The organism is Agromyces sp. S2-1-8, from assembly GCF_021129215.1.
Taxonomy (GTDB): Bacteria; Actinomycetota; Actinomycetes; order Actinomycetales; family Microbacteriaceae; genus Agromyces; species Agromyces chromiiresistens.
The window spans coordinates 1,422,967-1,445,901 of the sequence record NZ_JAJOLP010000001.1; the positions used below are offsets into that span (position 1 = coordinate 1,422,967).

Sequence of the window (22,935 nt, forward strand, 5' to 3'; positions counted from 1 at the left end):
ATCGACTGTTGCGGATGCCGGATCACCCTACGTCCACAGCATCACATCCGGGCCCTCGGGCCCACCACCAGCAGGGCATCACGCGTGCCCACGACCAGTTTCAACGAGGAGACCAACCGATGAACAAGCGCTTCCTCCCGATCGCCGCGCTCGGCCTCGCCGCCGCGCTCGGCCTGACCGCGTGTTCCAGCGGCTCGGGCGACGGCTCCGGCGACGGTGCCACGAATGCCGAGGGCCAGACCCTCACCGTCTGGATCATGGAGGGCACCAACCCCGACTCGGAGGCCTACTTCGACGAGGTCGGCGACGCCTTCACCGAGAAGACCGGGGCGAAGCTCGACGTCGAGTTCGTGCAGTGGGCCGACGCCCACGACCGCTTCGTCACGTCGATCGCCGGTGGCACGACGCCCGACGTCGCCGAGACCGGCACGACCTGGACGGCCGAGTTCGCCGACGCCGGCGCCCTCGCCCCGATCGGCGACTACGTCGACGAGGCGGGCCTCGGCGACGACCTCGTCGAGGGTCTCGTCACGGCGGGCACCTACGACGACGAGCTCTACGGCATGCCCTGGTACGCGGGCGTCCGCTCGCTCGTCTACCGTGCCGACATCTTCGAGGAGCTCGGCATCGAGGCGCCGACCACGTGGGACGAGATCGTCGCCGCCGGTGACAAGATCAAGGCCGCGCACCCCGACATGATGCCCTTCGCCGTTCCCGGCGACGCCGAGTTCGGCGTCTACCCCTGGGTCTGGGGCGCGGGCGGCGAGGTCTCGACGCTCGAGGGCGACGAGTGGGTCTCCGGCATGGCCAGCCCCGAGTCGCAGGAGGGCATCGGCTTCTACACGGGCCTCGCGACCGAGCACGGCTTCTCGTCGGCCGGTGCGACCACGTGGAAGGAGACCGACGTGCTCGACAACTTCGCGCAGGGCAACATCGCCATGGCCCTCATGGGCTCGTGGACGCCCGCCGCGATCGTCGAGAAGAACGCCGAGATGGAGGGCAAGTTCGCCGCCACCCCGATCCCCGGCAAGGACGGCGGCATCGCCCCGTCGGTGCTCGGCGGCTCGCACCTCTCGATGTTCGAGACGGCCGAGAACAAGGACCTCGCGTGGGCCTTCATCGAGCTCATGACCACGGGTGAGTTCGCCGAGAAGTGGGGCGAGCAGTCGGGCTACTTCCCCGGCCAGACCTCGCTCCTCGACGACGCGATCGCCTCCGACGACCCGCTCGTGCAGCCGTTCGCGCAGCAGATGGTCGAGGGCGGCGGCACGGTTCCCGTGACCCCGACCTTCGGCGCCGTCCAGGCGAAGAAGACCACCAACACCGCCATGCAGGCGATCCTCTCCGGGCAGAAGACGGTCGAGCAGGCGCTCACCGACGCCGCCGCGGAGATGGACGAGATCATGAACGGCAACTGACGCACGTGTCGAACACCCTCCAGGTCCCGTCGGCCGTGCAGGGAGCTCCGGCTCCCCGCGCGGCCGGCGGGCCCGCCCGCAAGAGCCTCCTGACCCGGAGCCGCCCCTGGCTGCTGCTCGCGCCCGCCCTCGCGGTGCTCGCCGTGCTCATGCTGTGGCCGCTCGTGCGGGTGTTCCTCTTCTCGCTGCAGGACTACGGCCTGCGCGAGATCGTCTCCGGCGAGCCGAACTGGATCGGCATCGCCAACTACGGCGAGATCTTCACGAGCCCCGAGCTCTACACCGTCGTGCTGCCGAACACGGTCGGCTTCGCGGTGCTCGCCGTCGCCGGCACGGTCGCCCTCGGCACCGCGGTCGCCGTGCTCATGGCGAGCCTCGGCCTCTTCTGGCGCACCGTCGTCGGCAGCGCCATCATGATCGCCTGGGCGATGCCCGCGGTCACCGGCACCTACGTCTGGATCTGGATCTTCGACGCCGACCGGGGCATCTTCAACGAGACGCTCGAGGCGCTCGGCCTGATCGACGAGCCGGTCAACTGGTTCACGAACCGCTACACGTTCTACGCCATCGTGCTGCTGAACGTCATCCACCACGGCTTCCCGTTCGTGGCGATCACGATCCTCGCGGGCCTCCTCGGCGTGCCGAAGGAGATGCTCGAGGCCGCCGAGATGGACGGCGCGGGCGCCTGGCGCCGCTTCTGGCGCATCATCGTGCCGAACCTCAAGCAGGTGTTCGCGGTCGTCATCATCCTGTCGACGATCTGGGACTTCAAGGTCTTCGCGCAGGTCTACCTCATGCCAGGCGGTTCGGGCTCGAACCGCGAGGCGCTCAACCTCGGCGTCTGGTCGTACGTCGAGTCGTTCGGCCAGAACCGCTACGGCTTCGGCTCGGCGATCGCCGTGCTGCTCACCCTCGTACTGCTCGCGATCACGGTCGTGTACGTGCGCACCATGCTCAAGGAGGAGGAGCTGTGAGCACCGACACCACGAACCGGGTGGATGCCTCGAGCCGGCGCAGCACCGAGGCATCCGGGCCGACCGTGGCGGGTCTGCGGCGCAGCCGCCGCACCGCCCGCAAGACGCGCGTCGCCGCCGGCAAGGCCGTGCTCGTCGTCGTGCTGCTCGCCTTCACCCTCTTCCCCGCGTTCTGGATGCTCTCGAGCGCCTTCGACGCGAAGGCCGGCGCCGGCGGGCAGCAGCTGCTGCCGCGCGAGTGGTCGCTGTCGAACTTCGAATACGTGCTCACCGAGGGCGGGTTCGACGTGTTCCTGCGCAACTCGGCGATCGTCGCGCTCGTCACCGTGCTCGCGAGCGCGCTGCTGGCGTTGCTCGCCTCGGTCGCGGTGGCCCGGTTCCGGTTCACGTTCCGCACGACGATGCTGCTCATGATCCTCATCGTGCAGATGGTGCCGCTCGAGGCGCTCGTGATCCCGCTGTTCGTGCAGGTGCGCGACCTGCAGCTGCTCAACACGCTGCTCGGCCTCATGGTCGTGTACGTCGCGCTCTCGCTGCCGTTCGGCATCTGGATGCTCCGCGGCTTCGTCGCGGCCGTGCCCGTCGAGCTCGAGGAGGCCGCGTACATCGACGGCGCGAGCTGGGGCCGCATGTTCCGCTCGGTGCTGCTGCCGCTCGTCATGCCCGGCCTCGTCGCGACGAGCGTGTTCTCGTTCATCACGGCGTGGAACGAGTTCATCTTCGCCATGACCCTGCTCGGAGGGGCGACCGAGAACTACACGGTCGCGATCGGGCTCAAGCAGTTCTTCGGAGAGCACTCGAACGAGTGGGGCTACATCATGGCCGCCTCCACGATCATCACGATCCCGGTGATGGTCTTCTTCGTCATCGTCCAGCGTCGCTTGTCGAGCGGCCTCGTGGCCGGCGCGGTGAAGGGGTGACCGCCGCGGACGATCCCACCATCAGGGCTACGGTGGGCGGAGTGCTCTGGCCCGGCTTCCTCGGCCGGAGCACTCCGGATTGGCTTCGCCGCGAACTCGACGCGGGCCTCGCCGGCGTCGTGCTGTTCGCGCAGAACCTCGCTCCCGCAGGTGGGCGAGCAGCGAGTGCCGGCGAGCGCATCGACACCTCCGCCGACGATCTCGATGTGCTGCGCCGCTCGACCACCGATGCGGGGGCCCGCCCCCTCCTCATCGGCATCGACGAGGAGGGCGGCAACGTCACGCGGGCGGAGGCGCACACCGGGTCGAACCTGCCGGGCGCCGCGCAGCTCGGCTTCGTCGACGACCTCGACGCGACCGAGGCGGTCGGCCGCGAGCTCGCCCGTCGGTCGCTCGCGGTCGGTGCGAACGTCGTGCTCGGCCCCGTCGCCGACGTCAACACCGACCCGCGCAACCCGGTGATCGGGGTGCGCTCCTTCGGCGCCGACCCCGAGCGCGTCTCGCGTCACGTGGTGGCGTCGCTCCGGGGCATCCGCTCGGCCGGAGCCGCCGCTTGCGTGAAGCACTTCCCCGGGCACGGCGACACCCACCTCGACTCGCACCACGCGATGCCCGAGCTCACGATCGGACTCGACGAGCTCGAGCGCAGGCATCTGCCGCCGTTCCGTGCGGCGATCGGCGCGGGCGTCGAGGCCGTCATGACGGCGCACATCGTCGTGCCCGAGTGGGGCGACCGGCCGTCGACGCTCAACCCCGTCGCGCTCGGCCGCCTGCGCGAGCTCGGCTTCGACGGCGTCATCGTCACCGACGCGCTCGACATGGCCGCGGTCCGCGAGTCTGTCGGTGCCGGCCCTGGCGCCGTGCACGCACTGGTCGCGGGGGCCGACCTGCTGTGCATCTCGAACCCCGCGAACCTCGGCGCGGCCGCCGCGCCCGACCAGGACGAACACGACTTCCGCGAGGTGCAGCACGCGATCTTCGCCGCGATCGACGACGGCACCCTGCCGTTCGCGACGGTCGAGCGTGCGGCCCGGCGGGTGCGCCGGCTCGCCGATGCGGTCGCCGAGCGCGCGGCGGTCGCCGCCGCCTCGGTCGCCGCCGACGACGGGTGGATGCCTCGGGGCGCGCGCCGCGTCGCGCGGGAGGCGATCACGATCGACGGTGCCGTGCCGGCGCTGCCCGGTGCCCGCACCGTGCTCGACCTGCGCGGGCGATCGACCCTCGCCGTCGCGAGCGACCGCGACTACGTCGAGCGCACGCTCGCCGCGGGCGGCGAGGTGCTTCGCGCCGACGCGCCGGTGCCCGAGCGGGGGGCGCTCGTGGTGCTCGTCGACCGAATCGGCGCCGACGGGGCGCAGCGCGACCGGGTGTCGGCCGTCGCCGCCATGCGTCCCGACGCGGTCGTGGTCGACGTCGGCCTGCCCGGCGAGCCGTTGCCGCTGCCGACCCTGCACACGCGGGCCGCCAGCCTGCTCGCGGCGGAGGTCGCGAGCGAGCTGCTCGAGTCGGGGGTCCGCGCGTGATCGTGCTCTCGCTGCAGTCGGGCACCTCGGCCGACGGCATCGACGTGGCCGTCGTCGACATCGCGGTTGCCGGTGGGTCGAGCGACGAAGGAGCTTCTCGAGACCACGGTTCCGACGTGCTCGGGCCTGAACGGGCCGCTGCGTTCCTTCCTCGACCGCCCGGCCTCGCGATGACCCCGCTCCACGCCGAGACCGTCGCGTGGGAGCCGGCGCTCCGCACCGAGATCCTCGCCGTCACCGCCGGCGCAGCGCGGGATGCGGGCGCCTGGACCCGGCTCACGAACGAACTCGGCCGGGCCTTCGCGGCGGCGGCGGCCCGAGGCATCCGCGAGTCGGGCGCGACGCCCGACCTCATCGTCTCGCACGGCCAGACCGTGCATCACCAGGTCGAGCACGGGCACGCCCGTGGCACCCTGCAGCTCGGCGAACCCTCGTGGATCGCCGAGCTCACGGGCGTGCCCGTGCTCTCCGACGTGCGCATGGCCGACATCGCGGCGGGCGGCGAGGGGGCGCCGCTCATGGCGTTCTTCGACCGGCTGTGGCTCGGCGCCGAGGCGCGCACCACAGGCCGGACGATCGCGACGGTCAACCTGGGCGGCATCGCGAACGTGCAGCTCGTCGGCGCCGACGGCCGCGTGATCGCGTTCGACAGCGGACCGGGCAACGGCCTCATCGACGCCGTCGTCGACCGCGAGACCGGTGGTGCCGAGGGCTACGACGTCGACGGAGCTCGCGCGGCCGTGGGTCGCGTGCACGAGCCGCTGCTCGCCGAACTGCTGCGGCACCCGTACTTCGCGGCGCCCGCGCCCAAGTCCACCGGGCGCGAGACCTTCGACCTCGCCGTGGTCGACGCTGCGGTCGAGGCCGTCGGCGGCGCCGGCGACCCCGCCGTCGACGACCTCGTCGCCACGCTCACCGAGCTCACCGCTCGCACCGTCGTCGACGCGATCGCGCCCGCCGGTGCGCCGGACCCGCCGGCGACGCTCATCTGCTCGGGCGGCGGCGCACTCAACCCCGTGCTGCTCGCGCGCATCGCCGCGCTCGCCAACGAACGCGGCATCGCCGTCGAGTCGAGCGCTGCGCGCGGCGTCGATCCCGCGTTCAAGGAGTCGCTCATGTTCGCGCTCCTCGGCTTCTGCAGCCTGCACGGGGTGCCGATCGAGCTGTCGACCGGCCCCGAGCGAGCCCGCGTGCTCGGCCGCCTCTCGCCCGGCCGCGCGGCATTCGCCCTGCCCGAGCGGCTCGCCGCCGCGGCATCCGTGACCGTCGAAGCGCCGGCCGTCGGAACCCGGGCGACCGAGACCCGTATCACCGAACACCGCACCACCGAACACCGAACCACCGAACACCGCATCACCGGGGGAGTCACGCAATGAGCGGTCAGGCACCGCAGTCGGCCGAGCATCGCGCGTTGCGCGAGCTGCTCGGCGAACTCTCGACCGAGCAGGTGAACGAGGCCCACGCCGGGTTCGACCTGCTCTCGACCGAGTCGCAGCTCGCGGCCATGCACGACGAGAGCGCCCAGGCCGTCGCCGCCGTGGCCGAGGCGACCCCGCAGATCGCGGCGGCGATCGACGCGATCGTGGCGCGCCTCCGCGGCGGCGGCCGGCTCGTCTACGCGGGCGCCGGCACGGCCGGGCGCATGGGCGTGCTCGACGCGAGCGAGATCCCGCCGACGTTCGGCACCGATCCTGCTCTCGTCGTCGGCCTCATCGCGGGCGGCGACGTGGCGCTGCGGTCGGCGGTCGAGGACGCGGAGGACGAGGCCGCCCGCGGCGCCGCCGACCTCGAGGCGATCGGCCTCGGGCCCGACGACGCGCTCGTCGGCATCTCGGCCTCGGGCCGCACGCCGTACGTGGTCGGCGGCATCGAGTACGCGAAGCGCGTCGGCGCCCTCACGGTCGGCTTCGCGTGCAACCGCGGGTCGGTGATCGGTGCGGCCGCCGACCTCGCGATCGAGACGGTCGTCGGGCCCGAGATCGTCGCCGGATCGACCCGACTCAAGGGCGGCACCGCGCAGAAGCTCGTGCTCAACGCGATCTCGACGATCGCGATGGTGCGGCTCGGCAAGGTGCACGGCAACCTCATGGTCGACGTGCAGGCGACGAACGCGAAGCTCCGCGCCCGCGCGGAGCGCATCGTGATGCAGGCGACGGGCGTCGACGCCGCCCGCGCGGCCGCGGCGCTCGCCTCCGTCGACGGCCACGTCAAGGCGGCGATCCTCGTCACCATGACTGGGGCCGCCCCGGAGGTCGCGCTCGCGCGGCTCGCCGCCGAAGATGGAGTGCTGCGCGATGCGCTGTCGAGCGTGCGCGCGTCGCCGGAGTGAAGCGCGCGGCAGCAGGGCAGAGTGGTCACGACGGTGCACAGCGGTGCACCGCAGAACGTAAGGAACCGGAACGGCGATGTCGGCGAACGTGCTCTCCTCCGTACGCGAGGCGCTGCCGCGCCTGAGCTCCTCCGAGGCGCGCGTCGCCGAGGCGATCATCGCCGACCCGACCCTCGTCGTCGACCTCACGATCACCGAGCTCGCGGGCGTGTGCGGCACGTCGCTGTCGACCGTCGCGAGGTTCTGCCAGACGCTCGGATACTCGGGGTACCGCGAGTTCCGCATGGAGGTCGCCAGCGCGGTCAGCCGCGAGGCGGCCGAGCGCGACCGCTTCGGCCTCGCGAACGTCGACATCGACCCCGATGACTCGGCCGCCGACGTCGTCGCGAAGATCGCGTTCCACGAGGTGCTCGCGATCGAGCAGACCGTCGAGGGGCTCGACACGACCGTGCTCGACGCGGTCGTCGACGCGATCGTCGCAGGCGCGCACGTCGACCTCTACGGCTTCGGCTCGAGCGGCCTCACCGCGCAGGACCTGCAGCAGAAGCTCGCCCGCATCGGCATGTCGGCGTTCTGCTCGGTCGACGTGCACCTCGCACTCGTCTCGGCGGCGCTGCGCCGCCCCGGTGACGTCGCGATCGGCATCTCGCACTCGGGCCTCACGGCCGAGACGAACCACGCGCTCGAGGTCGCCCGCGAGGCCGGCGCCACGACGGTCGCCATCACGAACTCGCCCGAGTCGCCCGTCGCCGAGGCGGCCGACTTCGTGCTCACGACGCACGCGCGCGAGTCGAGCTACCGCATGGGCGCGATGTCGAGCCGGATCGCGCAGCTCGCGGTCGTCGACTTCCTGTTCGTGCGGGTCGCCCAGCGTCGGGGCGACGCGGTCGCCGAGCCCCTCCAGCGCACCTTCGAGGTCACCGCCCGGCACCGGGTGCCGCCGCGGCGTCGGCCGGCCTGACCGGCGGCTGCGGCCGGTTCGCGATCGCCGGCCCTTGCGCACCCTCCGACAGGACGAGCGGGCAGACAGGCCCGCACGCCACCGTCGGTCGGCCGGCCTTGTCGAACCCGCGGATGCCTCGTGCCGGAGCGCGGCCCGTCAACCCTCTGCGGTGAACGTCGCCTGGTAGAGCTCGCGCAGTCCGGCCATCCCCGACGCGGCGAACGCAGCCCGCTGCCGGGCGGCCCCCGTCCCGTGGTCGAGCAGCCGACCGAGCCCGAGTCGGACGAACTCCGCGTCGCCGCTCCGCTCGAGCGCGGGCGCCAGCAGTTCGAGCGCGTGCCCGACGACCTCGGTGGCCGGCCGCAGCTCGGCGAGCACGGGGTCGAACACGGTGCTCGACAGGCCGCGGTGCGCCGCGTGCAGGAGCGCCGCGCTCAGGAGCTCGGGCCCGGCCGCTGCGGACTCATCGGGCAGCACGGCGCTCGCCGCGCCGGGCCCGCCGACCGGGTCGGTGATGCTCTCGACGAGGGCGCGGCAGAGCGCGGCGACGAGCACCGACTCGCCGACCTCGAGCTGGGCGTCGGCGACCCGCACCTCGACGGTCGGCACGTGCGACGACAGCCGGGCGGTCCACATGACGACCGCGCGGTCCTCGGTGCCGCCGACGCCGATCAGCCGCTCGAGCCGGCGGTCGTAGTCGACCGCGTCGATGAACTCGGGCGGGGTGCCCGTCGTCGTCCAACGCCGGATCCCGACGTTGCGCCAGCTCTCGTACCCGGTGTCGTGGCCGCGCCAGATCGGCGAGTTCCCGGTGAGCGAAGCGAGGAGTGGCAGCCAGTGACGCGTCGCGTTGAGCGCGCGCACCGCGAGGTCGCGGTCGGTGACGCCGACGTGCACGTGCAGGCCCTGGATCTGGTGGTCGGCGATGACGCCCTGCATGTCGTCGACGATCCGCCGGTACCGCGGGGTGTCGGTGATCGTCGGGAACGGCAGCGCGTCGGGCGGGGTGCCGACGCTCGCGACGACGACCCCGAACCGCCGGGCCTCCGCCTCGAGCTCGCGCCGGAACCCCATGAGTGCGGCGGTCGCCTGCCCGGTCGTGTCGAACACCGCCGAGGCGTGCTCCACCTGCGCGGCGAGGAACTCGCGCTTCGCGACGGCGCGCCATGCCGGCTCGGCGGCGAGGTGCGCGAAGGCCTCGTCGGCAACGTCGACCGGACGGAGCGTGCGCGGGTCGAGGAAGACGAACTCCTCCTCGATGCCGAAGGTGGCCATCGACCCTCCTCTTCGATGCTCGAACTCTCGCGAGCGCGTGCCCCGTTGTCAAGGGGTCGACGCGCGCCGCGGCGGTCAGCCGAGCAGCATCATCGCGATCGCCGAGGCGATCGCGATGGTGAGGGTTCCCGCGGCGAGGGAGGCGAGCACGAGCAGGGCCACCTGGCCGACCGAGAGATCGTCGCGCGGGTGCGCCGGCGCGAGCCCGTAGACCGACACGGATGCCGCGGGCCGATCGGTCGGCGTCGGCACGGTCGTGTGCTCGGGGACGAACCGGATCGTGCGCGTGACGTGGGCGTCGTCGTCCTCCGAGGCGGCGACGAGCGCGGCGAGCACGGGGTCTGCGCCTCCGGCGCCGTGCTCGTGCTCCGGGGCGGTGGCCGCGCCCGGTGCGCCGGCCGTATCCGGTGCGATGGCCGCGGGCGGCGGGGGCGGCGCGGGCGGCGCGGCGGGCTCCTCGACTGGCGCCGACTCGACTGGCGCCGACTCGACTGGCGCCGACTCGACTGGCGCCGACTCGATCGGCTTCGGCACGGTGTGCGGAGTCCAGCCCCGCCCGTCCCAGTAGCGCAGCGCCGAGGCATCCGCCTCGTCGTCGTACCAGCCCGGCGCGCGCCGCTCAGCCATGCGCGACCGCCCGCACGCGAGGCGCCCGCACGGTGCGCAGCGAGCGCCGGATCGCGACGATCGCGGGTACGGCGGAGGAAGTCACCAGCCGAGTGTACGTGGGCGCGCTAGGCCGCGCGATCGGCAGAACTCCCCATGGCGGCGAGTGCCGGTTCGTGGTTCGCCCGGGCCGGATCGGGGGCGGTCGCCGACGGGTACGCGAACGCCGGCAGGTCGGCGGTCGCGGCGTCGATCGCCTCGACGGGGGAGCGCACCTCGGTCGCCGCGACGGCACCCGCGCGACGCACCATGCGGGCCGTCTGCACGAGCACGACGCCCACGACGGTGCCGGCGGTGTTCATCACGAGGTCGCGCGGATCGGAGATGCGGTCGGGCTCGGGCAGCTGGATGAGCTCGATGACCGTGGCGAAGCCGAGCCCCGCGAGCATCGCGAGCGGCCAGAGCCGTCGCGCGATGAGCAGCGCGGCGAGGGCGCCGACGGGGATGAACAGGGCGACGTTGAAGGCGATCTCGGCGAGATAGCCGGTCGTCCACGTGACGGAGGCCGTCCACGCGTCGGGGTTCAGGATGCCGCCGTCGACCTGGTGGCTCGCGGTGCGCCACGGCGCCGGACCGATCGTCACCCACAGCACCACGGCCGCGTACGCGGCGGCGACGAGACCGAGGGGGCGGCGATCCATTCCTCGATTCTGCCCCGGATCGCCTGCGAGCGGGCTGGAATCCGCACAGAGTGTCCTGAGAACGCGAATCGGCCGGCGATGCGCGACATCACGCCGAATGTCACGATCCGGTCGCGACCGGGTGTGCGGGCGCGCGCGAGCATATAGGGTGGCGATCACTGATTCCTCCATCATGCGGGCACACGCCCGCGCCTCCATCTGATTGCCCGGAGGCGGATCGATCCGCGTGGCATGACCCGATACGAGCCGGCGGATGCCCGAGTGCAACCCCGCCACTCGCCCCTCGCCCGGGCGGCACCCGTCGCCCGAGCAGCGATCGAGAGTCGATCGCATCGGGTCGCAGGTGCGGCCCGCACGACAGAAGGACAGCAGTATGGCAACCGGAACCGTCAAGTGGTTCAACGCCGAAAAGGGCTTCGGCTTCATCGCCCCCGACGACGGCTCGGCCGACGTCTTCGCGCACTTCAGCGCGATCACGGGCTCGGGCTACCGCTCGCTCGAAGACGGCCAGCGGGTCGAGTTCGAGGTCGCACAGGGCCCCAAGGGCCTGCAGGCGGAGAACATCCGCGCCGTCTAGGCGCCGGCTCCAGAACGCCGTCGCAGCCTCGGGCTGCGGCGGCGTTCGCTGTCTCCGCCGCAGGACCCGACTCACCGGCCGGGTGCAGTCCCGGCCCGCACCGCGGAAATCTCCCAGCACGTTCCCATGCGTTTCCCGTAGAGTCGAAGCATCTGCAGCGAGTAGTCACTCGCGAACCCCGGCTGGGAAGTCGACGAAAAGCTGGGAACACCATCTCTCACACCGAATCCCTCGGTGCGATCCGGGCGACGAAGCCCCGCACCGGTACTGCCGACATCACACGCAGTTACACCGCCCTCTCCCGGGTCGTTCGCGAGTCCGGCCTCCTGAACCGCACGCGGTGGTTCTACCTCGCTCTCGTCATCACCCTGACCCTCGCCCTCGGCGGGGCGATCACCGGTTTCATCCTGCTCGGCGACTCCTGGTTCCAGCTGCTCATGGCCGGCGCGCTCGGCCTGATCTTCACGCAGTTCGCCTTCCTCGCGCACGAGGCGTCGCACCGTCAGGTGCTCGAGTCCGGCCCGGCCAACGACCGCGTCGGCCGCATCCTCGCGGCCGGGGTCGTCGGCATCAGCTACACGTGGTGGATGACGAAGCACACCCGTCACCACGCGAACCCGAACAAGCTCGGCAAGGACCCCGACATCGACTTCGACACGATCTCGTTCGTCGAAGCCGATGCCGAGAAGCAGCGCGGGCTCATGGCGCTCATCACGCGCAAGCAGGGCTACCTGTTCTTCCCGCTGCTCACCCTCGAGGGGCTCAACCTCCACTTCCGCTCGATCCGCACGCTCTTCGACCGCGGCCCCGTCAAGGGCCGCTGGATCGAGCTCAGCCTCATCGCGGCGCGCTTCGCCGTGTACCTCGGTGCGATCTTCTGGGTGCTGCCGCTCGGCATGGCGTTCGCCTTCATCGGCGTGCAGCTCGCCGTGTTCGGCGTCTACATGGGCGCATCGTTCGCGCCGAACCACAAGGGCATGCCGATCATCCCCGCCGACGCGAAGCTCGATTTCCTCTCGAAGCAGGTGCTCACCTCGCGCAACGTGTCGGGCGGCCTGTGGGCCAGCGCCCTGCTCGGAGGACTCAACTACCAGGTGGAGCACCACCTGTTCCCGAACATGCCCCGACCGCATCTCGCCAAGGCGCGCGAGATCGTCCGCGAGCACTGCCGCACGCTCGGCGTGCCCTACACGGAGACGACGCTGCTGCGTTCGTACGGCATCGTCATCCGCTACCTCAATCGCGTCGGACTCTCCGCACGCGACCCGTTCGACTGCCCGATGGTGAACCAGTTCCGTCGGGTCTGAACTCCACACGCTTCCGGCGGCGGACGTCGCCGTCGGAACCCCGCACGACCTCGCGTCGTGCACGTCGCAGCCGCCCCGGCGGCTCGGCTTTACAGAAGGAAAAGAATATGGCTACCGGAACCGTCAAGTGGTTCAACGCCGACAAGGGCTTCGGCTTCATCGCTCCCGACGACGGCAGCGCCGACGTCTTCGCGCACTTCAGCGCGATCGCGTCGGGCGGCTACCGCTCGCTCGAGGAGAACCAGAAGGTCGAGTTCGAGACCGCCCGCGGCCCCAAGGGTCTGCAGGCTGAGAACATCACCGTCATCGGCTGATTCTCGCCTCCCAGCGGGCCCGGCCGGTCGCATCGACAACCGGGCCCGCGACACCGAGCGGATGACTCGGCAGCCGCCTCCTCGCGAGGCTGGCGCCGGGCATCCGCTCGTGTGCGTTCCGGGTGCCCCACGGTCCGCCGACGGCCCGGTGAGCGGATGCCCAGCTTCGATCCCTACGCTCGGGAGCACGACCCCGAGGAGGAGCCCCGATGCAGTGCCCCAGTGACGGAACCGTGCTCGTGATGAGCGAGCGCAGCGGCATCGAGATCGACTACTGCCCGACGTGTCGAGGCGTCTGGCTCGACCGTGGCGAGCTCGACAAGATCGTCGAGCGCGCTAGCCGCGAGTTCGGCGGCGGCCAGGCCGCTCCGCAGGCGCCTGCCGCTCCGCGGCCGCCCCAGCAGCCGGCCTACGGCCAGCAGCCCTACGACAACCGCGGCTACGACAACCGCGGCTACGACGACCGCGGGTACGGCGACCAGGGCTACTACCGCAAGAAGAAGAAGGAGAGCTGGCTCTCCGAGCTCTTCGACTGAGTCTTCCGCGCTCGGATGCCGCGGCGTCGACCCTCTCGCGGGGCGGCGCCGCGGCATCCGTCGTTCTGGAGGCGGTCAGGCCGCGTGGAACTCCGCCGGGTGAGGGCCGGTGCGACCGTCGCGCTCGAGCGCGTCGAGCGCGTCGAGCTCGGCGGCGGTGAGGTCGAACCCGAACACGTCGAGGTTCGCCGCGATGCGCGACGGCGTGACCGACTTCGGGATCACGATGCGCCCCTGCTGCAGGTGCCAGCGCAGCACGACCTGCGCCGGGGTGACGTCGTGGCGGGCGGCGATGCCGGTGACCGCGTCCTCACCGAGCACGGCGCCCTGCGCGAGCGGGCTCCACGCCTCGGTGAGGACGCCGTGGCGCGTGTTCGCCGCGACGGTGGCGCGGTTCTGCATGGCGGGGTGCAGCTCGACCTGGTTGACGGCGGGCACGACATCAGTCTCGGCGATCAGTCGCTCGAGATGCGCGGGCTCGAAGTTCGAGACGCCGATCGCACGCACGCGACCCTCGGCGTAGAGCCGCTCGAGCGCCCGCCAGGTGTCGACGTAGCGGTCGCGTTCGGGCGTCGGCCAGTGCACGAGGTAGAGGTCGAGTCGGTCGAGCCCGAGCTTGCGGAGGCTCTCGTCGAAGGCGCGCAGGGTCTGGTCGAAGCCCTGGTCGGAGTTCCAGACCTTGGTCGTCACGAACAGCTCGTCGCGGGCGAGGCCCGACTCGGCGAGGGCTCGGCCGACGCCGGTCTCGTTGCCGTAGATCGCCGCGGTGTCGATGCTGCGGTAGCCCGCCTCGAGTGCGGCGGCGACCGCGGCGGTCGTGTCGGCGTCGGGCACCTGGTAGACGCCGAATCCGAGCTGCGGCATCTGCACGCCGTTGTTGAGGGTGGCCGTGGGCACGGTGGGGTTCATGGTTTCGCTTTCCGTGGTGGGTGGTCGGGCGGGGCTCAGTGAGCCGCAGCGGGGGTCGGAGAGGTCGCGGGGCCGGCCGGCGCCGAGGCATCCCGCCTCGAGGCCGACGCGGCGCCGGCGCGTCGCGCGGTCACCGCCGCGACGGTCATCACGGCGAGCGCCGCGAGGGTGATCACGGCGCCCGTCGCGATCGGCGACGTGTAGCCGAGGCCGGCCGCGATCGTGGCGCCGCCCGCCCATGCGCCGAGCGCGTTGCCGAGGTTGAAGGCCGCGATGTTCGCGCCCGAGGCCAGCGTCGGCGCCCCGGCGGCGTATCGCATGATGCGGCTCTGCAGCCCGGGCACGGTGCCGAAGCCGAACGCGCCCATGAGCACCAGCAGCACGATCGTCGCGGCAGGGCTGAACGCGAGCCAGGCGAACAGGGCGAGCACGACGACGAGGGCGGCGATGAAGGCGAGCAGGGTGCCGTCGATCGAGCGATCGGCGAGCCGGCCGCCGGCCCAGTTGCCGACGACGAGGCCGGCGCCGAAGAGCACGAGCAGCCAGGGCACGGTGCCCGCGGCGAAGCCGCTGACCTCGGTGAGCGTGTAGGCGATGTAGGTGAAGGCGCCGAACATGCCGCCGAAGCCGAGCACGGTGACGGTGAGCGAGAGCCAGACCTGGCCGGATCGGAAGGCGCCGAGTTCGCGACGCAGGCTCGGGGCCGAGGTCGTCGTGCCGGTGGCCCGCGCGACGGGTACGAGGGCCGCGACGCCGACGAGGGCGATGACCCCGATGGCCGAGATGGCCCAGAAGGTCGCGCGCCAGCCGAACTGCTGGCCGATGAAGGTGCCGAACGGCACGCCGAGCACGTTGGCGGCGGTGAGGCCGGTGAACATGACGGCGATCGCGCCGGCCGCCCTCTCTGGGGCGACGAGGCTCGCGGCGACGACCGAGCCGATGCCGAAGAACGCGCCGTGGCAGAGGGCGGCGACGATGCGGCCGGTCATCATGAGCTCGTAGCTCGGGGCCATCGCCGAGATCGCGTTGCCTGCGATGAAGAGCACGAGCAGGCCCATGAGCACGGGTTTCCTCGGGAGGCGGACGGTGGCCGCGGTGAGGCCGAGCGCGCCGACGACGACCGCGAGCGCGTACCCGGAGATGAGCCAGCCGGCCGCGGCCTCGCTCACGCCGAAGTCGGCGGCCACCTCCGGCAGCAGGCCCATGATGACGAACTCGGTGAGCCCGATGCCGAAACCGCCGATGGCGAGTGCGATGAGTCCGAGTGGCATGCGCCGCCTCCTGATACAGTGGAAGACAATTAGTTGCAGACGCGTTCTATTGCGTGAGCGACCTAAATACTTGCACACGCAAATAGAAAGCGCAAGCAACTATTTTTCGAAGGAGGCACCATGGGCATCGCCGACGACGCCGTCGAGGTGCGTGCGCAGGGATGGCGCACGCTCGCGGCCCTGCACGGGCTCATCGAATCGGAGCTCGAGCGGGCGCTCGGCTCGGCCGTCGACCTGTCGGTCGTCGAGTACACGGTGCTCGACGCGCTGAACCGGCAGGACGGCTGGCACATGCGCATGCAGCAGCTCGCCCGTGCCACGGCGCTGAGCCCGAGCGCGACCACCCGCCTCGTCAACCGGCTCGAGGACCGCGCCCTGCTCACCCGCATCCTCTGCGCCGACGATCGGCGCGGCATCTACACCGAGCTGACCCCGGCCGGGCGCGCGCTCTACGAGCGCGCGCGCCCGATCCACGACGAGACGCTCGAGCGAGTGCTCGCCGAGGCGTCCGCGCAGCCCGAACTCGCGCCCGTCGTCGACGCCCTGCACACGGCCGCGCCCGTCGCGGGCTGACCGCGGGCGGCGTCGCCCGCCGAGGCCGCCCGAACACGAGGGCGCCCGGGCGGAGCGCCCGGACGCCTCGTCGTCGTGGGTCGGCGTCTCAGCCCTGGGCTTCGCCCCCGATGTTCACGAGCCAGGTGACGCCGTAGCCGTCGACGCACATGCCGAAGGCGTCGCCCCACGGGGCGACCTCGAGCGGCACGATCTCGGACCCCGACGCCAAGAGCTTCTCCCAGTAGCCGCGCAGTGTCGCGTCGTCCTCGGGCCCGCCGGAGAGCGAGACCGAGATGTTGCTCTTGGTCGCGGCCGGCGGCATGTGACTCGGCGTGTCGGCGGCCATGAGCACGAGACCCCCGTCGCCCTCGAGCTGGCCGTGCATGATCTTGTCGGCGTCGCCCGGATCGTCGGCCTGCCCGAACTCGGCGAACGTGCTCATCGTGAGCTCGCCGCCGAACACCGAGTGGTAGAACTCGAGCGCTGCGCGGGCGTCGTCCTGGAAGTTGAGGTACGGGTTGAGCCGAGCCATGGTGCGTCCCTTCGTCGACGTGTGCGGTCAGGGCCGATGATTCTCGCTCGTCGCGCACGCCGCAAGCCCCGGTTCGCACCGCGCCGCCGGGGCGTCGCAGGCCGGGATGCCTCGTGACCGGACGAATCTCGAACGAGGTCTTGACGCCGACGTGCGACCGTCGTACTCTTAATCAACCAAACAGTTGATCAAAGAACAGGTTGAGGAGGAGCGATGATCGTGGACCCGAGCGCGGACGACCGGCTCGATCGCGCGTTCATGGCTCTCGCCGACCCGGTGCGCCGGCGCATCATCGCCCGGCTGAGCCGCGGGCCGGCGACCGTCAACGAGCTCGCCGACCCGTTCGAGATCACCAAGCAGGCCGTCTCGAAGCACATCCAGGTGCTCGAGCACGCGGGTCTCGTCACACGCACTCGCGACGCGCAGCGTCGCCCCGTGCACCTCGACCCGGCGGCCCTCGAAGCCCTCACCGCGTGGATCGACCGCTACCGGCTGATCCACGAGCAGCAGTTCCGTTCACTGGATGCGCTGCTCGCCGAAGACCGCGGCACCGACGTCGCGGCATCCGAAGCCGACCAGGTCGGCGACATCTCCGAGCGCGGCCGACCGGCCGCGCCGCACACGAAAGAGACAGGACAATGACGAACCCCGTCACCATCACCGCCCCCGAGGGGCTGCCCTTCATCGAGATCGAGCGCGAGTTCGACGCCCCCGTCGAGGCGGTGTTCGAAGCGCACCGCGACCCGGCGCTCGTGAAGCAGTGGCTCGGGCCGAACGGCTACGAGATGAGCATCGAGCGCTGGGACTTCGTCTCCCAGGGCGGGTACCGCTACGTGCACACCGACACCGACGGCGCCGACTGGGCGTTCAACGGCACGTTCCACTCGGTGCGCGACAACGAGCTCGCGATCCAGACCTTCGAGTTCGAGGGGTACCCCGACGTCGTCGCGATCGAGTCGCTCACGTTCGAGGACCTCGGCGGCGGGCGCTCGAAGCTCCGCATCCACTCGGTCTACCCGACCGTCGAGAGCCGCGACGGCATGGTCGCGAGCGGCATGGAGCGCGGCGTCACCGAGGGATACGCCCGCCTCGAGTCGCTCGTCGCCTGACCTGCTCGGCGAACCGGCGACACACGACGAAACGGAGCACATCATGGACTGGACCCTCGAGGTGGTCATCGTTCCGGTGGCCGACATCGATCGCGCGATCGAGTTCTACCGCGACCGCGTCGGCTTCGAGCTCGATCACCACACCGTCAACGAGCACATGGATGTCGCGCAGCTGACTCCGCGCGGATCCGGATGCTCGATCGTCGTCGGCGACCTGCCGACCCAGCGCGAGATGGCCCCCGGTTCGCTCAAGGGCCTGCAGCTCGTCGTCGCCGACGCCGAGGCGGCCCGGGCCGAGCTCGTCGGGCGCGGCGTCGAGTGCAGCGAGATCGTGGTGTTCGACGAGCGCGACGGCGGCACCTTCTTCGGCTTCGCCGACCCCGACGGCAACTCGTGGGCGGTGCAGCAGATCAATGCCCGTGCCGAGCGCCCGCTCATCCCCGTCGAGGCGCGGCAGCGCTTCGGTGCCGAGCAGGAGGGCTGAGCGGGCCGCCATGCGGCGCCACGATCTCGGAGATCGTCACGGCCTCGGACGCATCCGTCGGATGGATCCGAAGGGCTGCGGATCTCCGAGATCGTGGCGCGCGCTGCGACCCGGGCGGGTGGTCAGGTCGCGCGGGCTACGGGCTGCCGCAGGATCGTGCGCAGCTTCTCGGGGGCCGTGCGGCGCGGGTCTCCGAGGTAGACCTCGTGGTGCAGCCCGTTGAAGCGCAGGCCGTGCCCCGGCATGAACTCGTCGTGCAGTCGCGCGAGCGTCGGCCCCTCGTCGTCGTAGGAGCCGATGTGCAGGGTCTGCACGCTGAGGCCCTCGTCGAGGGTCTCGAGCCGCACCCGCGAGGCGGCGGGCGCCTTCGCGGCGGCCTCGGCGACCGCGGCCTCGAACCGCTCGAGCTCGAGCCAGTCGGGCTGCCAGATCATCATCGTCCACGACCAGGCGGACTTCTCGCGGCTGACGAACGTCGCCGGGTCGTCGGCGCCCCACAGGCCCTCGAGCGGACCCACGACGTGGTCTCGATCGAGTTCGCGCTTCAGGGCGAACTTCGCCGCGTACGAGACGGCGTAGAGCGCCTCGACCGCCGCGGCGTACTCGGGTGCGGTATTCGGGTCGCCGCGGCCGTCGACCATCGCGTACCGGAGCGGCGGCACCTCGACGAGGTCGAATCGGCCGCGCCGCGCGGTGTAGCTCGCGATCTCGCGCTTGGGGTCGAACTTCGTCGTCGCCATGCCGCCCATCATGCCGCGGCCGGCCGACACCGCCCTGATCGAGCGGGCACCGAGTGCGCCCGGTGCGGGCGCGACGGGCCGGTGCGCGAGCCGCGGCTCAGGCGTCGACCGCGGCGGTCGAGCCGGTGCTCGTGGTCGCGGCAGTCGTGACCTCGGCCGGCCGGCGCCGCACCTGCCCCGCGACCGAGAGGCTCAGGATCATCACCGCACCGACGGCGAGCAGCGCGTAGCGGGCGCCGACCTCGTCGGCGAGGAGCCCGAGCAGCGGCGGCGCGGCGAGCGACGAGATCGTCGAGAACGACGTCACGACCGAGACCCGTTGCCCCGCCCTCGACGGGTCGTCGGACGCCGCCGAGATCGCGATCGGGTTGCCGAGCGCGGTGCCGCAGCCCCACAGCACGATGCCGACCCATGCGATCGCGAGGTTCGGCCCGAAGACGAAGAGGGCGAGACCGACGAGCGACGAGACGCCCGACGCGCGCAGCACGGCGACCCGGCCGAACCGGTCGATGAGCCCGGTACCGACGAAGCGGAACACCGTCATCGCCCCGACGAACGTGCCGTACGCGACGGCGCCGATCGCCTCGGTCGACGCGAACCCGTCGACGACCGCGAGCGTGAGCCACGTCGTCGCGGCGCCCTCCGCGAGCGACGCGGCGAGCAGCACGACGCCGAGCAGCAGCGTGCGCGGCTCGAGCCAGGCGCCGAGCGCCGAGCGCACCGCCTGCCGGTTGCGCGCGCCCGTGGCCGCGGCGTCGACCGAACCGGTCGCGGTCGAGACGGGCTGGCGAGCGGTGTACGCCGTCGACGGCGTGATGAGCAGCGCCCGAAGCACGGTCACCGCCGCCGTCACGACGACGACCTGCGTCGCGACGTGCACCTCGGCGAACGCGAAGGCCCCGGCGATGAGCGCCCCGCCGGCCGCCCCGATCGAGAAGGCGGCGTGGAACTGGGGCAGTACCGCCCGGCCGAGCCGCTGCTCGACCGCGGCCGCGTTGATGTTGATCGGCACGTTGACGAAGGCGCCGCAGAGCCCGTTCACGAACATGCCGGCGACGAAGAATCCGAGCCCCCAGCCGGTCAGGCCCGCGGCATCCAGCCCGAACCCGACCACGTTGCCGACGGTGCCCGCGACGAGCACGTTGCGGCTGCCGAAGCGGGCGACGATCGCCCCGATCGTGAGCGCGCCGATGAGCGAGCCGATGCCGCCGATGATGAGCAGCGAGCCGAGCTGCAGTGCGCTGATGTCGAGCGCCGTGCGGATCGACGGCATGCGGCTCATCCACGAGACCTGGATGAAGCCGAACAGGGCGAACTGGGCCATGAGCGACCAGCGGGCGCGGGAGACGGTGGGCACGCGCCGAGGCTATCAGTCAGGATCCCTTACTCGACCGCGGGTTCCAGACATCGAGCCGCGCATTCCGGTCAGTCGGGCCGTGCTTCGAAGCGCCACTCCGTGATCCAGCCCGGGTCTTCGCCGTGCTCGTACGCGTACTCGCGCGCGGCGACGCGGGCGGCATGCCACTCCTCGGCGACCTCCGCGACGCCGGGCCGGGACGCGAGCCCGGGCACTCGGCGCACGACGTCGAGGGCGAGCCGGTAGCGGTCGAGGTCGTTGAGGTGCAGCATGTCGAACGGCGTCGTCGTGGTGCCGCGCTCGGCGAAGCCGCGCACGTGCAGGTTCGCGTGGTTCGTGCGGCGATACGCGAGCTGGTGGATGAGCGACGGGTAGCCGTGGAACGCGAAGACCACCGGCGCCGACCGCGTGAAGATCGCGTCGAACTCGTCGTCGGTCAGGCCGTGCGGATGCCGCGACAGGTCCTGCAGCCGCATCAGGTCGACCACGTTGACGAGCCGCACCCGCAGCTCGGGCAGGCGCTCGCGCAGCAGCTGCGCCGCGGCGATCGCCTCCACGGTCGGCACGTCGCCCGCGCACGCGAGCACCACGTCGGGTTCGGACGCCTCGGGGTCGGCCGGATCGAACCCGGGCTCGTTGCCCGCCCACGACCACACCCCGAGCCCGGCCGCCACGTGCGCGTCGGCCTCGTCGGGCGAGAGCCACTGCTGCTGCGGCTGCTTGCCGGCGACCACGACGTTCACCCGGTTGCGGGTGCCGAACGCATGGCGCATGGTCGCGAGCAGCGTGTTCGCGTCGGGCGGCAGCGAGACCCGCACGATCTCGGCCTGCTTGTTGACGACGACGTTCAGGAACCCGGGGTCCTGGTGCGAGAAGCCGTTGTGGTCCTGGCGCCAGACGTGCGACGAGAGCAGGTAGGTGAGGCTTGCGACGTCGGCCCGCCACGGCACCTCGCGTGCCGACTCGAGCCACTTCGCGTGCTGGTTGAACATCGAGTCGACGATGTGGATGAACGCCTCGTAGCTCGTGATGAGCCCGTGCCGGCCGGTGAGCAGGTAGCCCTCGAGCATGCCCTGCATGAGGTGCTCGCTGAGCGCCTCGATGACCCGGCCGCGCCGGGCGAGGTGCTCGTCGAGCGGGAGCAGCGCCTCGGCCCACACGCGGTCGGTGACTTCGAAGACCGCACCGAGCCGATTCGACAGCACCTCGTCGGGGCCGAACAGCCGGAACGTGCCGGGGTTCTCGCGCAGCACATCGGCGAGCCAGGTGCCGAAGACCCGGGTCGCCTCGCCCGTGACGCCGCGCTCGCCCGGCGCCACCTCGACGGCCCGCGGCCGGGTCGGCGGCAGGTCGATCGGGCGCACGATGCCGCCGTTCGCGTGCGGGCTCGCGCTCATGCGAAGCTCGCCGCGCGGCCGCATCGCGTCGAGCTCGGCGACGGGCCGGCCCGCCTCGTCGAACAGCTCCTCGGGGCGGTACGAACGCAGCCAGCCCTCGAGCATCGCGAGGTGCTCGGCGTTCTCGCGCACCTCCGCGAGCGGCACCTGGTGCGCGTGGAACGTGCCCTCGACCTGCACGCCGTCGACCACGCCGGGACCGGTCCAGCCCTTCGGCGTGCGCAGCACGATCGCCGGCCACCGCGCCGCCGCCGACGCGAAGGCCCCGGCCGAGGCATCCGCCCGGATCGAGGCGATGCGGTCGTACGCGACGTCGATCGCGTCGGCCAGGCGCGCGTGCACCGACATCGGGTCCTCGCCGTCGAAGCCGCCCGTGACGAGCAGCGGCTCGTAGCCGTTGCCGCGGAAGAAGTCGACGAGCTCGGCCTCGGGGATGCGTGCGAGCAGCGTCGGGTTCGCGATCTTGTAGCCGTTGAGGTGCAGGATCGGCAGCACCGCGCCGTCGGTCGTCGGGTCGAGGAAGGCGTGGCCGCGCCAGCTCGCGGCGAGCGGCCCGGTCTCGGCCTCGCCGTCGCCGATCACGCACGCGACGACGAGCCCGGGGTTGTCGAGCGCCGCCCCGTAGGCGTGCATGAGGGCGTAGCCGAGCTCGCCCCCCTCGTTGATCGAGCCGGGCGTCTCGGGCGCCGCATGCGAGGGGATGCCGCCGGGGAACGAGAACTGCCGGAACAGCCTCGCCATGCCCGCCCGGTCGCCCGTCACGTCCGGGAACAGCTCGGAGTAGGTGCCGTCGAGCCACGCGTTCGCGACCATCGCCGGGCCGCCGTGACCCGGCCCGCAGACGTAGAGGGTCGGGGTGCCCCGCTCGACGACGGCGCGATTGAGGTGGGCGTAGACGAGGTTGAGCCCGGGGGAGGTGCCCCAGTGGCCGAGCAGGCGCGGCTTGATGTCAGCCGGCACGAGCGGCTCGTCGAGCAGGGGGTTCCGCATCAGGTAGATCTGCCCGACGCTCAGGTAGTTGGCGGCGCGCCACCACCGGTCGACGAGTTCGAGGGGAACCGCCCCGTGAGCTCCGGCCATCGTCTCCACCCCGTTCGACTCCGCCTGCCGCTACCGAGCCTAGGTCGCACCGTGGGCCCGGGGCCAGTGCCCCGGCGG

Annotated in this window: 24 protein-coding genes; 15 read left to right on the forward strand and 9 right to left on the reverse strand. The window is 71.9% G+C overall.

The genetic code is table 11. The features are described 5' to 3' along the window. Positions 1-119 precede the first annotated feature (119 nt). The 7 genes from LR269_RS06415 (at position 120) to LR269_RS06445 (ending at position 8,125) form a co-directional block, all read left to right on the forward strand. Complete coding sequence (locus LR269_RS06415) at positions 120-1,418, forward strand: sugar ABC transporter substrate-binding protein (protein WP_231429934.1); 1,299 nt, start codon at positions 120-122, stop codon at positions 1,416-1,418. A 5-nt stretch (positions 1,419-1,423) separates the two neighbouring features. After that, positions 1,424-2,392, forward strand: a complete 969-nt coding sequence (locus tag LR269_RS06420) for a carbohydrate ABC transporter permease (RefSeq protein ID WP_231429935.1) — start codon at positions 1,424-1,426, stop codon at positions 2,390-2,392. Positions 2,393-2,520: 128 nt separating this feature from the next. Then, positions 2,521-3,312, forward strand: a complete 792-nt coding sequence (locus LR269_RS06425; protein WP_231432261.1) for a carbohydrate ABC transporter permease — start codon at positions 2,521-2,523, stop codon at positions 3,310-3,312. Between the two features lie 41 nt (positions 3,313-3,353). Further along, positions 3,354-4,835 (forward strand): glycoside hydrolase family 3 N-terminal domain-containing protein, encoded by a 1,482-nt coding sequence (locus LR269_RS06430; protein ID WP_231429936.1) that lies wholly within the window; start codon positions 3,354-3,356, stop codon positions 4,833-4,835. After that, positions 4,832-6,211 carry an anhydro-N-acetylmuramic acid kinase gene (locus LR269_RS06435; RefSeq protein WP_231429937.1) on the forward strand — a complete coding sequence of 460 codons (1,380 nt, stop codon included), beginning with the start codon at positions 4,832-4,834 and terminating at the stop codon, positions 6,209-6,211. The genes LR269_RS06430 and LR269_RS06435 overlap by 4 nt, the downstream gene beginning before the upstream one ends. After that, the gene (gene murQ, locus LR269_RS06440; RefSeq protein ID WP_231429938.1) at positions 6,208-7,164 is read left to right on the forward strand and encodes an N-acetylmuramic acid 6-phosphate etherase; all 957 of its coding nucleotides are present in this window, start codon (positions 6,208-6,210) and stop codon (positions 7,162-7,164) included. Before LR269_RS06435 ends, murQ begins: the two co-directional genes overlap by 4 nt. 76 nt (positions 7,165-7,240) lie before the next feature. Next, a complete protein-coding gene (locus LR269_RS06445) occupies positions 7,241-8,125 on the forward strand; it encodes a MurR/RpiR family transcriptional regulator (RefSeq protein ID WP_231429939.1) in 885 nt (294 codons plus the stop codon). A gap of 138 nt (positions 8,126-8,263) precedes the next feature. Here LR269_RS06445 and LR269_RS06450 read toward each other — a convergent pair whose 3' ends face one another. The 3 genes from LR269_RS06450 to LR269_RS06460 all read right to left on the reverse strand — a co-directional run bounded on the left by LR269_RS06450 (position 8,264) and on the right by LR269_RS06460 (position 10,689). After that, a complete protein-coding gene (locus LR269_RS06450; protein WP_231429940.1) occupies positions 8,264-9,382 on the reverse strand; it encodes a YbdK family carboxylate-amine ligase in 1,119 nt (372 codons plus the stop codon). A gap of 75 nt (positions 9,383-9,457) precedes the next feature. Further along, positions 9,458-10,009, reverse strand: coding sequence for a DUF2510 domain-containing protein (locus LR269_RS06455; RefSeq protein WP_231429941.1), 552 nt, complete (start codon positions 10,007-10,009; stop codon positions 9,458-9,460). 107 nt (positions 10,010-10,116) lie between these two features. Next, entirely contained in the window at positions 10,117-10,689 is a 573-nt protein-coding gene (locus LR269_RS06460; RefSeq protein ID WP_231429942.1) for a VanZ family protein, read from the reverse strand. 373 nt (positions 10,690-11,062) lie between these two features. Here LR269_RS06460 and LR269_RS06465 point away from each other — a divergent pair, with 373 nt between their 5' ends. From LR269_RS06465 to LR269_RS06480, 4 genes are all read left to right on the forward strand, one after another. Further along, positions 11,063-11,266 carry a cold-shock protein gene (locus LR269_RS06465; RefSeq protein WP_231429943.1) on the forward strand — a complete coding sequence of 68 codons (204 nt, stop codon included), beginning with the start codon at positions 11,063-11,065 and terminating at the stop codon, positions 11,264-11,266. 212 nt (positions 11,267-11,478) lie between these two features. Beyond that, positions 11,479-12,573, forward strand: coding sequence for a fatty acid desaturase (locus tag LR269_RS06470; RefSeq protein WP_374201160.1), 1,095 nt, complete (start codon positions 11,479-11,481; stop codon positions 12,571-12,573). A gap of 107 nt (positions 12,574-12,680) precedes the next feature. Next, positions 12,681-12,887 carry a cold-shock protein gene (locus tag LR269_RS06475; RefSeq protein WP_159602901.1) on the forward strand — a complete coding sequence of 69 codons (207 nt, stop codon included), beginning with the start codon at positions 12,681-12,683 and terminating at the stop codon, positions 12,885-12,887. Between the two features lie 209 nt (positions 12,888-13,096). Beyond that, entirely contained in the window at positions 13,097-13,423 is a 327-nt protein-coding gene (locus LR269_RS06480) for a zf-TFIIB domain-containing protein (protein ID WP_231429944.1), read from the forward strand. Positions 13,424-13,498: 75 nt separating this feature from the next. Here LR269_RS06480 and LR269_RS06485 read toward each other — a convergent pair whose 3' ends face one another. Both LR269_RS06485 and LR269_RS06490 read right to left on the reverse strand, forming a co-directional pair. Next, complete coding sequence (locus LR269_RS06485) at positions 13,499-14,332, reverse strand: aldo/keto reductase (protein WP_231429945.1); 834 nt, start codon at positions 14,330-14,332, stop codon at positions 13,499-13,501. Positions 14,333-14,367: 35 nt separating this feature from the next. Further along, on the reverse strand, positions 14,368-15,603 hold the full coding sequence (locus tag LR269_RS06490; protein WP_231429946.1) for an MFS transporter: 1,236 nt from the start codon (positions 15,601-15,603) through the stop codon (positions 14,368-14,370). A 120-nt stretch (positions 15,604-15,723) separates the two neighbouring features. On the opposite strand from LR269_RS06490, the gene LR269_RS06495 reads away from it, so the two are divergent. Further along, positions 15,724-16,176, forward strand: coding sequence for a MarR family winged helix-turn-helix transcriptional regulator (locus LR269_RS06495; protein ID WP_231429947.1), 453 nt, complete (start codon positions 15,724-15,726; stop codon positions 16,174-16,176). A gap of 88 nt (positions 16,177-16,264) precedes the next feature. On the opposite strand, the gene LR269_RS06500 is transcribed toward LR269_RS06495, so the two are convergent. Further along, entirely contained in the window at positions 16,265-16,690 is a 426-nt protein-coding gene (locus tag LR269_RS06500; RefSeq protein ID WP_231429948.1) for a VOC family protein, read from the reverse strand. A gap of 213 nt (positions 16,691-16,903) precedes the next feature. Between LR269_RS06500 and LR269_RS06505 the strand changes: the two genes are divergently transcribed. Genes LR269_RS06505 through LR269_RS06515 form a run of 3 tightly spaced genes read left to right on the forward strand, consistent with a single transcriptional unit; the run spans position 16,904 to position 18,283 of the window. Then, positions 16,904-17,332 carry a helix-turn-helix transcriptional regulator gene (locus LR269_RS06505; protein ID WP_231429949.1) on the forward strand — a complete coding sequence of 143 codons (429 nt, stop codon included), beginning with the start codon at positions 16,904-16,906 and terminating at the stop codon, positions 17,330-17,332. Then, positions 17,329-17,799, forward strand: coding sequence for an SRPBCC family protein (locus LR269_RS06510; protein ID WP_231429950.1), 471 nt, complete (start codon positions 17,329-17,331; stop codon positions 17,797-17,799). The genes LR269_RS06505 and LR269_RS06510 overlap by 4 nt, the downstream gene beginning before the upstream one ends. A gap of 43 nt (positions 17,800-17,842) precedes the next feature. Further along, positions 17,843-18,283, forward strand: coding sequence for a VOC family protein (locus LR269_RS06515; RefSeq protein ID WP_231429951.1), 441 nt, complete (start codon positions 17,843-17,845; stop codon positions 18,281-18,283). A 122-nt stretch (positions 18,284-18,405) separates the two neighbouring features. On the opposite strand, the gene LR269_RS06520 is transcribed toward LR269_RS06515, so the two are convergent. From LR269_RS06520 to LR269_RS06530, 3 genes are all read right to left on the reverse strand, one after another. After that, positions 18,406-19,023: a GyrI-like domain-containing protein gene (locus tag LR269_RS06520; RefSeq protein ID WP_231429952.1), complete on the reverse strand. Its 618-nt coding sequence runs from the start codon at positions 19,021-19,023 to the stop codon at positions 18,406-18,408. 97 nt (positions 19,024-19,120) lie between these two features. After that, positions 19,121-20,380, reverse strand: coding sequence for a sugar MFS transporter (locus tag LR269_RS06525; RefSeq protein WP_231429953.1), 1,260 nt, complete (start codon positions 20,378-20,380; stop codon positions 19,121-19,123). Between the two features lie 68 nt (positions 20,381-20,448). Beyond that, on the reverse strand, positions 20,449-22,857 hold the full coding sequence (locus tag LR269_RS06530) for a phosphoketolase (RefSeq protein ID WP_231429954.1): 2,409 nt from the start codon (positions 22,855-22,857) through the stop codon (positions 20,449-20,451). Positions 22,858-22,935: the final 78 nt, after the last annotated feature.

Coding starts and splice junctions, on each gene's coding strand:
- LR269_RS06480 (WP_231429944.1), top strand. CDS start 13,097: ATGCAGTGCCCCAGTGACGGAACCGTGCTCGTGATGAGCGAGCGCAGC.
- LR269_RS06415 (WP_231429934.1), top strand. CDS start 120: ATGAACAAGCGCTTCCTCCCGATCGCCGCGCTCGGCCTCGCCGCCGCG.
- LR269_RS06455 (WP_231429941.1), bottom strand. CDS start 10,009: ATGGCTGAGCGGCGCGCGCCGGGCTGGTACGACGACGAGGCGGATGCC.
- LR269_RS06445 (WP_231429939.1), top strand. CDS start 7,241: ATGTCGGCGAACGTGCTCTCCTCCGTACGCGAGGCGCTGCCGCGCCTG.
- LR269_RS06520 (WP_231429952.1), bottom strand. CDS start 19,023: ATGGCGACGACGAAGTTCGACCCCAAGCGCGAGATCGCGAGCTACACC.
- murQ (WP_231429938.1), top strand. CDS start 6,208: ATGAGCGGTCAGGCACCGCAGTCGGCCGAGCATCGCGCGTTGCGCGAG.
- LR269_RS06515 (WP_231429951.1), top strand. CDS start 17,843: ATGGACTGGACCCTCGAGGTGGTCATCGTTCCGGTGGCCGACATCGAT.
- LR269_RS06450 (WP_231429940.1), bottom strand. CDS start 9,382: ATGGCCACCTTCGGCATCGAGGAGGAGTTCGTCTTCCTCGACCCGCGC.
- LR269_RS06475 (WP_159602901.1), top strand. CDS start 12,681: ATGGCTACCGGAACCGTCAAGTGGTTCAACGCCGACAAGGGCTTCGGC.
- LR269_RS06505 (WP_231429949.1), top strand. CDS start 16,904: ATGATCGTGGACCCGAGCGCGGACGACCGGCTCGATCGCGCGTTCATG.
- LR269_RS06485 (WP_231429945.1), bottom strand. CDS start 14,332: ATGAACCCCACCGTGCCCACGGCCACCCTCAACAACGGCGTGCAGATG.
- LR269_RS06460 (WP_231429942.1), bottom strand. CDS start 10,689: ATGGATCGCCGCCCCCTCGGTCTCGTCGCCGCCGCGTACGCGGCCGTG.
- LR269_RS06490 (WP_231429946.1), bottom strand. CDS start 15,603: ATGCCACTCGGACTCATCGCACTCGCCATCGGCGGTTTCGGCATCGGG.
- LR269_RS06500 (WP_231429948.1), bottom strand. CDS start 16,690: ATGGCTCGGCTCAACCCGTACCTCAACTTCCAGGACGACGCCCGCGCA.
- LR269_RS06495 (WP_231429947.1), top strand. CDS start 15,724: ATGGGCATCGCCGACGACGCCGTCGAGGTGCGTGCGCAGGGATGGCGC.
- LR269_RS06530 (WP_231429954.1), bottom strand. CDS start 22,857: ATGGCCGGAGCTCACGGGGCGGTTCCCCTCGAACTCGTCGACCGGTGG.
- LR269_RS06510 (WP_231429950.1), top strand. CDS start 17,329: ATGACGAACCCCGTCACCATCACCGCCCCCGAGGGGCTGCCCTTCATC.
- LR269_RS06465 (WP_231429943.1), top strand. CDS start 11,063: ATGGCAACCGGAACCGTCAAGTGGTTCAACGCCGAAAAGGGCTTCGGC.